The organism is Halorubrum sp. BV1 (assembly GCF_000746205.1).
Lineage (GTDB): Archaea > Halobacteriota > Halobacteria > Halobacteriales > Haloferacaceae > Halorubrum.
In genome coordinates this window covers 586,566-599,105 of the sequence record NZ_JQKV01000001.1, presented here as the reverse complement: position 1 = coordinate 599,105, position 12,540 = coordinate 586,566, and the positions used below count along the sequence as shown (strand labels likewise).

Here is a 12,540-nt window from a genome sequence, read left to right as displayed (position 1 = left end):
TATCCGGGCGGGGCGCTCTTAAGGGTGGCCGAACGGGTCAACGGAGGACGGCCGGTCCCTCGCCGTCGCCGCTGCGTGCGTCTACCGCCACTCCGACCGCGGCACGCAGTCGGACTCCCGGACCGTGATCCAGCGCGTCGTCCGGTCGTCCGGATCGCGCTCTCGCTCGAAGAACGTCACCTCCCCGTCGGCGTCGGCGTCGTCGGTCCGCTTGCAGACGAGCTCTGGAGGCTCGGCGCGCACACGCGTCGGTGACGTGGACATACGTGCCACTTCGATCGCAATCGCATAATAACTGTTGATTTCGGGACTAAAAAGCGGGACAACGGTGAGTTCCATCCGAGACTACCACGACGCTCGGAGCGTACGCACCGCCCCAGTCCGACGACTCAGAGCCGAACCGGAACGCCGCGCTCGTCGAGGTACGCCTTCGTCTCCTCTATCGAGTAGTCGCCGAAGTGGAAGATAGACGCGGCGAGGCCGGCGTCGGCGTTCGCCTCGGTGAACACCTCGTACATGTCTTCCGGACCGCCACAGCCCGAGGAGGCGATGACGGGCGTCGAGACGGCGTCGCATATCGCCGTCATCAGGGGAATGTCGTAGCCGTCTTTCGTCCCGTCTTTGTCGATCGAGTTGACGAACAGCTCGCCCGCGCCGCGCTCTTCGGCCTCTTTCGCCCACGAGACGGCGTCGATGCCGGTTCCCTCTCGGCCTCCCTTCTTCGTGCACTCGAACCACACCTCCTCGCCGTCTGCGTCCTCGTAGAAGTGGTCGCCGGCGTCGTCGTGCCGCCGTCGCGCGTCGACGGAGATGACGATACACTGGGAGCCGAACGCGGCCGCGCCCTCCTCGATGAGTTCGGGCCGGTCGAGCGCGCCGGTGGTGATCGAGACCTTGTCGGCACCGGCCCGCAGCGTCTCCTTGATGTCGGCTTTCGTCCGGATGCCGCCGCCGACCGTGAGGGGGATGAAACACTCGTCCGCGACCGCGTTCACCACGTCGAGCATCGTCTCGCGGCCCTCCGCGCTCGCGGTGATGTCGAGGAAGACGAACTCGTCCGCGCCGGCGGCGTTGTACTTTTTCGCCAGCTCGACCGGGTCGCCGGTGTACTCCAAGTTCTCGAAGTTGACGCCCGTGTACACCGCCGCGTCCCCGTCGTCGTCGAGGTCGACGTCGATGCAGGGAATGATCCGCTTCGTGAGTCCCATCTGTTGCCGGCAGTTGACGTCGCCCGGGGTTAAAATGCGCGGGAATTCACTCCCCGTCGGCGTCTCGCCCGTCGTACCGCGCGACGGCGCGGTCGGCGCGCGTCGAGATCCCGTTCGGATTCCGCGCGGGGCTTCGGTCGCGGCGACGGGCGACGAGCCCGTCGGAGCTTCCGCCCGTGAGTCCGAGGAGCACGTCGCGGCCGGTGGCGATCCACCGGGACGGGGTGGACTCGCCGCGCACGACCTCGCGCGCGACGCCGACCGCGTCCGTCAGCGCGTGCGAGCCGGCCCGCGCGAGCACGGTCGGGCGCACCCCGTAGTTCTTACAGAGCCGGTAGGAAAGCGCGCGGTACTTCCAGCCCCACTCGCGGGCCGTCCGCCCCCCGTCCGCGGCAGTCGGGTTCGGGAGTCGCTTGACCGCCGCGAGATCCTCGCGCCACGCGACCGCACAGCCCATCCGCGCGAGCCGGTGTGCGGCGTCGCGAGCCCCGCCGGTGCGCAGGTACTCGTCGAAGCCATCGAGATCGCGGAGGGTCTCGCTCCGGAAGGCGACGTTGCCGCTCTCGAAGTACGTCACGTCGTGCCCCGCGATCGTTCGCCGCTCGGGACCGTCCGGCGATTCTCCGGGGGTGGCAGGCGACGCGCCGGGAGCGTCCGTCGCGTCCGAGACGCCGCCGTCGTGGTCGTCGTTCCCGTCCGCCGTCGGCGCGTTCACCGACGTCACCGGGCCGGTCACGACGTCGGCCGCCCCGAGTCCGCTCCGGACGCCGTCTGCCCAAGACTCGCCGATCCGGTGGTCGTAGTCCACGACCGCGATCGCGTCGCCGGTCGCGACCTCGATGCCCGCGTTGCGGGCGACGTTGACCGTCCGGTCGGAAATCTCGACTAACACGTCCACGTCGTCGCGGTCGCGTACCATCCCGGTCGTGCCGTCGGCGGAGGGACCGTTGGCGACGATCACCTCCGCCTCGGGGGCGTGTGCCGAAAGCGCGTCGAGACAGGCGGCCAACCGGTCCCGCCCGTTGAGGGTCGGTACGACAACCGAGAGATCCATATCCGTCGATACCGGGCGGAGGGATAAAAAGGGCTCCGTGCGAGAGCGTGGATTCGTCGTGTCGGTGCGCGCGGCGCGGGTCAGTACCGGTCTAGACCGTCAGGTAGTACACCTGCTTGCGCGCGTCCTTGAAGCTGTACCGCGAGTCGACGAGGCCTTCCTCTTCGAGCCTGTTGAGAGCGTAGCGGACGGTCCGGTCGGGAAGCAACGACTCCTCGGCGAGCCCCCCCTGAGACAGCGGCGCGTCGCCCTCCAGTACCTTGGCGACCAGCTTGGCGCTCGGCGGAAGTTCGCGCAAGCGGTCGCGGTACTCGGATTCCGAAAGACGGTCTTGGTCGGCGGCCTCCGCGTGACTGGTACTCATGTCTCCTATCAATCCCCTTCTTAGTGGTAAAGGTTAGCTACATATAGGGGAATCCGATTGGAACAATATAATGTGTTAATATCACCTATCGCTCTCCAATCATTCACGAATAATTAATATATTCTGTCGCTCCGACGATGCGAGTCGCTCGCGGACGCCGTCGTCTCGTTCGGCAGTGGCGGCGCGCTCGGGTCGCGCCGCGTCTCGGTCGCATCCAGTACGGTTTTGTCGGTCCGGCGTTCAGTACGGGCAACGTGAAGGGACAGGACTGGTACCAGGCCGACGAGGTCGCAGAAGAGTACGAGGACGTGCGATTCTCCGGCGGCGGCGAACTCATCGATCGGCGCGAGAAGGCGGCGGTGCTCTCCGCGCTCGGGCCGATCGAAGAGGGGCACCGCGTGCTGGAGGTCGCCTGCGGAACCGGCCGGTTCACGACCATGCTCGCCGACCGCGGAGCCGACATCGTCGGCCTCGACATCTCCCGGGAGATGCTCGAACAGGGACGCGCGAAGGCCGCCAAAGCCGGACTCTCCGACACGGTCGAGTTCGTCCGCGGCGACGCCTCGCGGCTCCCGTTCCCGGACGACCACTTCGATACGGTGATCGCGATGCGGTTTTTCCATCTGATGGACGACCCCGCGCCGTTCCTCGAAGAACTGTGCCGCGTCAGCGCCGACCAGGTGTTTTTCGACACGTTCAACGGACGGAGCCTGCGGACGCTGTACACGTGGCTGCTCCCGATGGGGTCGCGGCTCTACTCCGAGGACCAAGTGGCCGACATGCTCCGAGAGGCGGGACTCACGCTCGCGGGCGAGTCTCACGACTTCGTGCTCCCGTACGGATTCTACCGCGAACTTCCCGGCCCGATCGCGAAGCCGTTCCGCGTGCTCGACAGGCTCGTCGGCAACACCATCCCCGGCGACTACGTCGCGTCGGTCTCGTACTGGGACGCGCGAATCCCGCAGGGTGGTGACCGAGAAGAGGGTCGTCCGCCCGTCGACGCATCTGACACGACCTCGTGAACGAGGCGCGGACGCCGGCGGCTACACCGCGTCGTCGACGACGTCGCCGACCGCGAAGTTCGGTTTCACTTCCGTCACCTCGATTTTTACGCGCTCTCCGACCTCCGTGTCGGGCACGATGATAACGTATCCCCGCTCGACTCTGGCGATCCCGTCGCCCTGCTTCCCGAGGTCTTCGATCTCGACGTACCGCATCTCGCCGGGCTCGACCGGCGGCTGCGGCCCGTCGTCCGACCGGGAGGCGGCGATGTCGCCGTCTCCGTCGTCCGCCGCGGCGGACTCGTCGGATTCGGACCGCGCGACGAGCGCGACGCGGTACGTCTCACCCGGTTCGAGAGATCCGGTCTCGACCTCGCGGCGCGGCACGTCGACCACGTATTCCCCGTCTTCCTCGCGAACATCGGCGCTGAACAGACAAAGGAGCTTCTCCGAGATTTCCATAGTAGACTCCACCGGAACGTCGAGATGGATCTGTATAGTTGTACCGCCGGCATACGAGCGAGACGCTACGCTCGTTCGAGTCGGCTCGACGCGTATGAATGGTGGACGGGCGGGGTGGCCCGGCGTTCCGTCACGGGGTATCCCGGTTGCCTTCTCCACCCCGCGACCCGACGAGCGACGGGCGTTCGGCGGTGGGCTGCTCGCTTCCGCGCCTGACCCGGTGTCGCCGACGAACCGCGACGGACCGCTCCTGCGAGCGGGCGTCGTGGACCGCTGTCCCCGGCGGACGAGGTTTCCACGTTGGCTCTCGGGGCCCGTGCCGGTCTGACCGGACGCGCCCGCTGTTCGGTCCCCGCTGAAGACTACCTCACGGGTGACGAGCGGGGCCTAACCGCCCGACCTAGTCCATCTCAGAGTACACGACAGCACCTTAAGGGCCTTTCGTTCGTCCGATTCGAGCTACGACACCACTTCGCGCGCGTACACCGCGGCGGCGACCGGAACGGGCACCGAGGCCGCGACGACGGCGCGGGCGTGCCACACGAGCCAGAGGTTCTCCCGGAACAGCGGGCTGGGTTCGATTGCGAGCGCCCAAAACACCGCGCTCGCGGTCGTTGCGACGCCGAGCATCACCGCGGCTCCGACAAGCGTTCCCGGATCGAGGTTCCCCTGCTCGACCGATCCGACGACGACCGCGCTCACGAGCGCGAACAGCACGATTCCAGCACCGCCGACAGTCCCCGACGCGTAGTAGGCGGCGAGCTGGTCAGAAGCGCCCGACCCCGCGAGTATCGCGTACGGCGCGGCGAGCACGAGCACGGTGACGACGGCGGCGGCGATCGCCGTCCGGCGAGCGATTGCTCGAATCTCCATATCGAAGTGTCGGACCGGCACGGCGGTAAAAGGCCCGGATCGGCGGCGACCGCGGGGACCGCGCGGGGCGACGACGACCCGCACCGTTTTGGGTCGGCGGCGCGGATCGCCGTACATGACCCTCGACGTCGACCCACCGGACCCGCCAGAACTCGCCGCCGTCGACCCGAACGAGTACGAAGACGCGGAGGTCGCGGGCGGCGAGTACCGCCGCGACGAGTTGGAGGCGTTCCTCCGTGAGGGCGCGTGGGAGGAGGCGTTCGGCGAGTGGGCAGCGACGAGCGACATGGACGAGGACGACTGGCGGATCGCCGTCGACCTCGGCTTAGTCTCTCGGTTCGACTTCTTTTGGGACGACTTCGCAGACCGCGTGGGCTACCACGCGCCGGGGCTACCCGAAGACTGGAAAGAGCGCGACCTCCACCCCGAGTTGAACTCGTGGGGGACGGTCTCTGCGATCAACGCCGGACTCACGGAGCTGGGCCAGATCGTCTGTGAGACGCTCAAATCGGAGTACATCGACTGGGAGGCCGAGTTCGACGCGCCGGACGATCTACCGGACTTCGGAGAGTAGCGATCCCCGCAGCCCGCGCCGCACCGCGGTCGTCGGCCGCGGCTCAGTGTCCCCAGAGGGTCCCGTCTGGGCTGTACCGCGCGTCCATGATCCGGTCCCACTGTGCGTCCGAGAGGTCGATATCGGTCGCCGCGACGTTCTCTGCGAGTTGTTCCGGCGTGCGCGCGCCGACGATGGGGACGCAGGTGAACTCGTCCCACTCGGTGAGCCACGCGAGCGCGACCTGCGCCGGCGTCGCGTCGCACTCGTCGGCGACCTCGCGGACCGCGTCGAGCACCGTCCAGCCGCGCTCGGAGAGGTAGAACCGCTCGAACCGGTCGTCGAGGGTCGCCCGCGACCCGTCCGGCGCGATCACCTGCTCCGGATCGTCGGGGTCGGCACGCTCGTACTTCCCGGTGAGGAACCCCCCGGCCAGCGGCGAGTACGGACAGACGGCGATGTCTTGGTCGATACAGACGTCGAGGTACGCTTTGACATCCTCGTAGTAGCCGGCGTGGTGAAGCGGCTGGACCACGTCGAACCCCGCGTAGTCGTTGGCGTCGGCGGTCCACAGCGCCTTCGTCAGCTGCCACGCCGCCATCGTCGACGCGCCGAGGTGGTGAACCTTCCCCGCCGAGACCAGCTCGTCGAGGGTGCGCATCGTCTCCTCGACGGGCGTCTCCTCGTCGAAGCGGTGGATGTAGTAGATGTCAAGGTAGTCGGTGTCGAGCCGGTCGAGCGTTCCCTCGATCTGTGCCCGAATGTGCTTGCGCCCGAGCCCCGAGTCGTTGGGGCCGGGATCGCCGCGGCCGTCGAACGGGAAGTACACCTTCGAGGCGATCACGTAGTCCTCGCGGTCGCGCTCTCCGAGCCACTCGCCGATGTACTCCTCGCTCGTCCCGTTCGGCGTCCCGTAGACGTTCGCCGTGTCGATGAAGTTGATCCCGTGGGAGTCCGCCGCGTCGAGGAGTTCGTGGGCCTCCTCGCGGCCCGTCTCCACGACGCCGTTCGCCTCGCGTCCGAATCGCCACGTTCCGAAACAGAGTTCGGAGACGGATAGTCCCGTGTTCCCGAGCCGTCTGTAGTCCATACCCGCACCTCGGGTCCGGGAGGTATAAACCGTGGCGACAGCCGCGGACGCCACGGTTATGATGTGGGACGCGGTAGCGTCCGCATGGACTACGATTCCATCTCGACGGTCACGGTCGACTCGTACAGCACGCTCGTCGATATCGGATCACAGGAGGCGGTGCTCGAAGCCCACGTCGACGGGCTGGACGACGCGGAGGCGGTCTCGCAGTTGTGGCGCGCCCAGTACCTCCAGTACTCGATGATCGCGAACGACATCGACGCGTACCAACCGTTCTGGGACCTCATCGGTCAGGGCCTCCGCTACGCCCTCGAAGCGAACGGGTACGACGTACCGGCGGCCACTCGCGACGAGATCCGCCGAACCGTGTACGAGGACGAGCTGTCCATCTTCGACGACGTCGAGGCGGGAATCGAGCGGATCACCGACGCGGGCTACGAGGTATACATCATCTCGAACGGCTCGCCCGAGATGTTGGACCACTTGGTCGCGGCCGCCGGTCTCGGCGACGTCGTAACGGACGCGATAAGCGCTCACGAGGTCGAGACGTACAAGCCGGACGCGGCGATCTACGAGCACGCCGCCGAGCGGACGGAGACGCCGATCGAGGCGGTTTTACACGCCTCGGGCGGCGGAATGCGCGACGTGTGGGGCGCGAAACACGCCGGGATGTCGACGGCGTGGGTGTCCCGTCCCGGAAAGGAGCTTCCGACCGAAGAACTGGGGCCCGAGCCGGACATCGTCATCGAGGACTTCCACGATCTGGCCGACCGACTGGAGTGACTCACCCGCGAATCGGCGCGTCACACTCCGGACAGACGTCTCGCTCACACGAGACGGCCAGATCGCAGACCGGACAGAACCGTCGGTCACAGGCCGACTCACCCATGGTCGAGTCGAACGCGGCGCGCGGACAAAAGCTTCCGGCTCGGACGCGTCGCCGGCGCGGAACCTGAGAGCCCTACGCCTCGTGTCCCTGCGCGGCGAGCGCGTCCTCCAGCGCGGCCAGCGCGTACTCGACGTTTTTCCGCCGGGCGGAGTGTCCCATACAGCCGATCCGCCAGATGTCGCCCGCGAGGTCGCCGAGTCCCGAGGCGATCTCAACGTCGTACTCGGCGAGTAAGTGGTCGATGACCGCGGCGTCATCGACGCCGTCGGGAACGCGCACGGCGTTCAGGCTCGGGAGCCAGTACTCGTCGGCCGCGTTCATCTCCAAGCCGAGGTCCTGTACCCCCGCTTTCAGTTCGCTGGCGACCGCACGGTGACGGTCCCACCGCGCTTCGATGCCTTCCTCGGCGACCAGCCGGAGCGCCTCACGGAGCGCGTACACGTTCGTGATCGGCGCGGTGTGGTGATACGAGCGCTCGTCGCCCCAGTACCCCTCCAGAAGCGAGAGGTCGAGGTACCACGACCTGGTCGGCTCCTCGCGGTCAAGCACCTTGTCCATCGCTCGGTCGTTGAGCGTGAGCGGACTCGCGCCGGGCGGACACGAGAGGCACTTTTGCGGCCCGGAGTACGCGACATCGATCCCCCAGTCGTCGACTCGCAGTTCGACCCCGCCGAGCGACGTGACGGAGTCGGCGATGACGTACGCGTCGTGGGCGTGGGCGATGTCGGTCAGTTCCGAGACGTTCGGCTGTAACACGCCCGTCGAGGTCTCGGCGTGGACGAACCCGAACACGTCCGGTTGGTGGCGGTCGAACGCGCGCTCGACGTCGACGGGGTCGAGGGGCTCGCCCCACGGCGCGTCGACCGTGACCACGTCGCCGCCGGCGCGCTCTGCCATCGACCGCATCCGACCGCCGAAGTACCCGTTCGTCGGAACCAACATCGTGTCACCGGGTTCGACGAGGTTGCCGATCGCGGCTTCCATCGACGCGGAACCGGTACCGGAGACGGGGATCGTCCACCGGTTGTCGGTCCGGAACGTGTATCGGAGGAGGTCTTGTACCTCGTCCATGATCTCGATGAACGTCGGGTCGAGGTGGCCGACGAGCGGCGTGCTCATCGCTCTGAGCACGCGGGGGTGGACGTCGCTCGGGCCGGGACCCAAAAGCGTTCGGTCCGGCGGCGTCAGCTCGTCGACCTCGGGCGCTGCCTCGATCGAGGGGTCGATCTGCGGCGTTTCGCTCATACCCGATATCGCGGCGGTGACCGCCAAAAGTTCAGCGGAACGAGCGTTCCCATGGCACACCGGACCACGGGGGCGGCCGAGACGAGGCTAGTCCGCGTCGACGAAGTCGGGCTCCGTCCGCTTCTCATCGCGCTCGTCGACGAGATGGTCGACAAAGGTGTCGAGGGCGACGTCGCCGCGCTGGTTCTCGAAGCGGTCGCGTACGGAGACGGTTCCAGCCTCCTGCTCGTCGTCGCCGACGATCACCATGTACGGGAGCCGGTCGTCGTGGCCCGCGCGGATCTTGCGGCCGACCGTCCAGTCGCGGTCCTCGACTTCGACGCGGAAGCCGGCGTCTTCCAACGTGTTTTTTACGCGGTGGGCGTACCCCAGCGTCTCGTCGGAGACGGGGAGGATGCGGACCTGCTCCGGGGCGAGCCACAGCGGGAAGTCCCCGTCGAAGTGCTCGATGAGCACCATGAAGAATCGTTCGTAGCTGCCGTACAGCGCCCGGTGAATCATCACCGGCTGGTGCTCCTCGTTGTCCTCGCCGGTGTAGGTCAGGTCGAACCGCTCCGGCATGTTGAAATCGAGTTGGACGGTCGGCCCGTCCCAGACGCGGCCGAGGGCGTCCTCGAAGCCGAAGTCGATCTTCGGACCGTAGAAGGCCCCGTCGCCGGGCTCGACGTCGTAGTCGTAGCCGCCCGACTCCAACACGTCGCGGAGCTGGTCCTCGGCGGACTCCCAGATCTCGTCACCGCCGACGGACTTGTCTGGTCGCGTCGCCAGCGCGACCTCGACCTCAAGATCGAGCGTCTCCACGACCTCGAAGATCATCTCGATCACCGACTCGATCTCCTGACGGATCTGGTCGGGCCGCACGAACAGGTGGCCGTCGTCGATGGTGAACGACCACACCCGCGAGAGCCCGGAGAGTTCGCCACGCTGTTCTTTCCGATACACCTTCCCGTTCTCGAAGTAGCGCTGGGGGAGGTCGCGGTACGACCACGACTGCTGGTCGAAGATCGTCGCGTGACCCGGGCAGTTCATCGGCTTCAGGCCGTACTCCTCGTCGTTGACGTCGAGGAGGAACATGTCGTCTTTGTAGTTCTCGTAGTGGCCGGACTTTTTCCACAGCTCCGTCCGGAACACATGCGGCGTCTCGACCTCCTCGTAGCCGTTCTCGCGGTTCAGCTCGTTCGCGAAGTTCGACAGCTCGCGGAGCACCGTCTTCCCCGGCGGGTGATACAGCGGGAGTCCGGGACCGGTCACCGTCGGGATCGAAAAGAGGTTCATCTCCTGTCCGATCTTCCGGTGATCGCGCTCTTTGGCCTGCTCGCGCAGCTCCAAGTGCTCTTCGAGGTCGGACTCGGAGGCGAACGCGGTCCCGTACACGCGAGTGAGGGTGTCGTTGTCCTCGTCGCCGCGCCAGTAGGCGGCCGACACCTCCAGTAGGGTCGCCGCGCCGATCTCGCCGGTCGAGTCGACGTGCGGCCCCTGACAGAGGTCCCGCCAGCCGTCCTGCACGTAGAAGGTGACCTCCTCGTCGTCGGCCTCCTCCTCCAGTATCTGCCGTTTGTACTCGTTGTCGGCGTAGATCGCTTTGGCGTCCTCGCGCGAGCGGACCTCGCGCTCGATCTCGTAGTCGGCCTCGATGATCGCCTCCATCTCGGCTTCGATCGCGTCGAGGTCGTCCTCGTCGAGGTCGACGTCGGTCACGTCATAGTAGAACCCCTCGTCGGTTGGCGGACCGATGGTGAGCGTCGCCTCGGGGTGGAGCCGCTGGAGCGCCTGCGCGAACACGTGGGCGGCGGAATGGCGCAACACGGTGAGGTACTCGTCGGACTGGTCCGTGACGATCTCGATCTGTGCACCGTCGTGGACCGTCGCGTGCTTTTCGACGAGTTCCCCGTCGATCTTTCCCGCGACGGTGTCGCGGCCGAGTCCGGGGCCGATCTCGTAGGCGACGTCTTCGACCGTCGCCTCTTCCGGCACGTCGAGTTCTGATCCGTCCGGGAGGACGACCGTCACCACGGCCGCGTCGTCGGCCTCCGCATCGGTCTCGCTCATACCTCTCCGAAGCCGGACGAACGGCATAAGTGTGTTCGATCCGCTGTTTCGCCGACCGGGTCGTTAGCCGCGTAACCGCTCGTGCTCGACTTTCATACAGCGGTCCTGCACCACGTCGATCCCCTCTGCCTCCGTCTCGGCTGCCGCCTCGTCGTGACTGATACCGAGTTGGAGCCACATCGTTTCGACGTCACCCCGCGCCGCGTGCCGATCGCGGACGGCCGCGGCGATCTCCGGCACTTCGTCGCTCGGCCGGAACACGTCGACGACGTCGATTTCGGCTTCGATGTCGCCGATCGCGTCGTAGGCGGTCTCGCCGAGCACCTCGTCGGCGAAGGGGTTCACCGGAATCACGCGGTAGCCGTGCCGCTTGAGGTACGCCGGCACCTCGTGGGCGGCCTTACCGGACGTCGTCGAACAGCCGACGACGGCGATCGTGTCGGCATCGAACACGGCATCGAGCGCGGTGTCGTTAGTGATCGGCATGCGTCAGGGTACGCGCTGGGACACCGTAAATCATCTTCCGATCCGGTCTCCGAACCCGCCGCGTCCGCGTTTCAGGCGAGTCGGATCTCGGGTTCGCTGTCTTCTGAAAGCGTGATGACGCCGTCGAAGAGCTGTTTTATCGTGTTCATCGCCTGATCGTCGTGTGCGGTCGAGTCGATACTGAAGAGCCCGAGTCCGTTCACGCTCTGGATTCGACCGGTGAACACGTGAAGAAACCGGAACACGGTCTGTAAGTCCGAGTACATCAAAAGCGTCGACAGCGAGTGTACCATCACGCGGTTTCGGTCAATACCGCGGTCGCTGAACGCCTGTAAGAACTCGGAGAGTTTGATACCGATCCCGGTCATGTCGACGGGCGATGACGCGTATTTGATCCGGTCTGACTCACCCGGATCGCTCACGCCCTGTTGGCGAGTCACGCAGTCGACGACGGCGACGGGTTTGCCTTCGTAGGGCGTCCGCTTCGCGTAGTCTTTCAGCACGCGCTCGCCTCCGTCCTTGGTCGTGACGACGATGGCACCGTCGCCGGCGTCGGTTCCGTCTGCCAACATATCTAACATCAAGGACCGTTTCCCGCTCAGTGGCGGTCCGGTCAACAGAAGATTCGTGCCGAGTTCCACTTCTTCCTCGAAGTGGGGCCTCAGGTCATACATGGGCGCACCTCAGGGACGGCTGAAGAAATTCGGGCCGCTCGTTCGGCTGTGACGCCGTACGACCAAGACACATCTAACTACAGGAACAATCCCCAGTACGAATAATATTCTTTTTGATCGCCAGCGATGACCGGAGCGATCGACACCGCTCGGCTGGAATCCACACAAAATCGCGGGACTTAACACCACCACAGCAAGTACCGAATACAGGGGCGCTTAGCTCAGTCTGGATAGAGTGCTTGGCTTCGGACCAAGCTGTCGCGGGTTCAAATCCTGCAGCGCCCATTCGTTTTTCGAACGGATCACATTCGCAAGACGGCGGTACATCATTTATAAACGGACCGTCGTTCACGCGCTTGATTTCATTCGATTATCGAACGGGGGTCCCTGCTGTCCTGCGATTCGCCAGGATTTACTGGACAGCCCAGGGACATAAATCTCGGTTCTGACCTCGTATACGCGCCAGAAAACAGTATGACTCTCGCGAGAATTACCAAAAATAGATCATTTTCCTAGAGGTCAAACAAGTGGTAGCATATCACAAGCCATCAACAAACAATAAGAGGAATCGTTCGATAGCAGGTGTTGTTCA

General features: G+C 65.8%; 14 protein-coding genes, 1 tRNA gene and 1 other RNA gene. 4 read left to right on the top strand and 12 right to left on the bottom strand.

Annotated features, from left to right (window positions below; genetic code table 11):
- Positions 1 to 81: 81 nt before the first annotated feature.
- From EP28_RS02915 to EP28_RS02900, 4 genes are all read right to left on the bottom strand, one after another.
- Positions 82 to 264 (bottom strand): DUF7511 domain-containing protein, encoded by a 183-nt coding sequence (locus EP28_RS02915; RefSeq protein ID WP_049982498.1) that lies wholly within the window; start codon positions 262 to 264, stop codon positions 82 to 84.
- A gap of 125 nt (positions 265 to 389) precedes the next feature.
- The gene (hisF, locus tag EP28_RS02910; protein WP_049982497.1) at positions 390 to 1,208 is read right to left on the bottom strand and encodes an imidazole glycerol phosphate synthase subunit HisF; all 819 of its coding nucleotides are present in this window, start codon (positions 1,206 to 1,208) and stop codon (positions 390 to 392) included.
- A 46-nt stretch (positions 1,209 to 1,254) separates the two neighbouring features.
- Entirely contained in the window at positions 1,255 to 2,262 is a 1,008-nt protein-coding gene (locus EP28_RS02905; RefSeq protein WP_049982496.1) for a glycosyltransferase family 2 protein, read from the bottom strand.
- Between the two features lie 91 nt (positions 2,263 to 2,353).
- Entirely contained in the window at positions 2,354 to 2,626 is a 273-nt protein-coding gene (locus EP28_RS02900; protein ID WP_049982495.1) for a MarR family transcriptional regulator, read from the bottom strand.
- Between the two features lie 254 nt (positions 2,627 to 2,880).
- On the opposite strand from EP28_RS02900, the gene EP28_RS02895 reads away from it, so the two are divergent.
- Entirely contained in the window at positions 2,881 to 3,648 is a 768-nt protein-coding gene (locus EP28_RS02895) for a class I SAM-dependent methyltransferase (RefSeq protein ID WP_049982494.1), read from the top strand.
- A gap of 21 nt (positions 3,649 to 3,669) precedes the next feature.
- Here EP28_RS02895 and EP28_RS02890 read toward each other — a convergent pair whose 3' ends face one another.
- The 3 genes from EP28_RS02890 to EP28_RS02885 all read right to left on the bottom strand — a co-directional run bounded on the left by EP28_RS02890 (position 3,670) and on the right by EP28_RS02885 (position 4,962).
- Positions 3,670 to 4,089, bottom strand: coding sequence for a TRAM domain-containing protein (locus tag EP28_RS02890; protein ID WP_049982493.1), 420 nt, complete (start codon positions 4,087 to 4,089; stop codon positions 3,670 to 3,672).
- A gap of 99 nt (positions 4,090 to 4,188) precedes the next feature.
- An RNA gene (gene ffs, locus EP28_RS13630) (signal recognition particle sRNA) lies at positions 4,189 to 4,500 on the bottom strand.
- A gap of 48 nt (positions 4,501 to 4,548) precedes the next feature.
- The gene (locus EP28_RS02885) at positions 4,549 to 4,962 is read right to left on the bottom strand and encodes a DUF7548 family protein (RefSeq protein ID WP_049982492.1); all 414 of its coding nucleotides are present in this window, start codon (positions 4,960 to 4,962) and stop codon (positions 4,549 to 4,551) included.
- Positions 4,963 to 5,077: 115 nt separating this feature from the next.
- Between EP28_RS02885 and EP28_RS02880 the strand changes: the two genes are divergently transcribed.
- Positions 5,078 to 5,536 (top strand): DUF7992 family protein, encoded by a 459-nt coding sequence (locus EP28_RS02880; protein ID WP_049982491.1) that lies wholly within the window; start codon positions 5,078 to 5,080, stop codon positions 5,534 to 5,536.
- Positions 5,537 to 5,579: 43 nt separating this feature from the next.
- Here EP28_RS02880 and EP28_RS02875 read toward each other — a convergent pair whose 3' ends face one another.
- Positions 5,580 to 6,605, bottom strand: coding sequence for an aldo/keto reductase (locus EP28_RS02875; RefSeq protein WP_049982490.1), 1,026 nt, complete (start codon positions 6,603 to 6,605; stop codon positions 5,580 to 5,582).
- Between the two features lie 84 nt (positions 6,606 to 6,689).
- Between EP28_RS02875 and EP28_RS02870 the strand changes: the two genes are divergently transcribed.
- Complete coding sequence (locus EP28_RS02870) at positions 6,690 to 7,388, top strand: haloacid dehalogenase type II (RefSeq protein ID WP_049982489.1); 699 nt, start codon at positions 6,690 to 6,692, stop codon at positions 7,386 to 7,388.
- Between the two features lie 178 nt (positions 7,389 to 7,566).
- Here EP28_RS02870 and EP28_RS02865 read toward each other — a convergent pair whose 3' ends face one another.
- From EP28_RS02865 to EP28_RS02850, 4 genes are all read right to left on the bottom strand, one after another.
- Positions 7,567 to 8,739: a pyridoxal-phosphate-dependent aminotransferase family protein gene (locus tag EP28_RS02865; protein ID WP_049982488.1), complete on the bottom strand. Its 1,173-nt coding sequence runs from the start codon at positions 8,737 to 8,739 to the stop codon at positions 7,567 to 7,569.
- 87 nt (positions 8,740 to 8,826) lie between these two features.
- Complete coding sequence (gene thrS, locus EP28_RS02860) at positions 8,827 to 10,815, bottom strand: threonine--tRNA ligase (protein WP_196219590.1); 1,989 nt, start codon at positions 10,813 to 10,815, stop codon at positions 8,827 to 8,829.
- Between the two features lie 36 nt (positions 10,816 to 10,851).
- Complete coding sequence (locus tag EP28_RS02855; RefSeq protein ID WP_049982486.1) at positions 10,852 to 11,274, bottom strand: CoA-binding protein; 423 nt, start codon at positions 11,272 to 11,274, stop codon at positions 10,852 to 10,854.
- 71 nt (positions 11,275 to 11,345) lie between these two features.
- Entirely contained in the window at positions 11,346 to 11,948 is a 603-nt protein-coding gene (locus EP28_RS02850; RefSeq protein WP_049982485.1) for an RAD55 family ATPase, read from the bottom strand.
- Between the two features lie 210 nt (positions 11,949 to 12,158).
- Here EP28_RS02850 and EP28_RS02845 point away from each other — a divergent pair.
- Positions 12,159 to 12,233: transfer RNA gene (locus EP28_RS02845), tRNA-Arg, on the top strand.
- Positions 12,234 to 12,540: the final 307 nt, after the last annotated feature.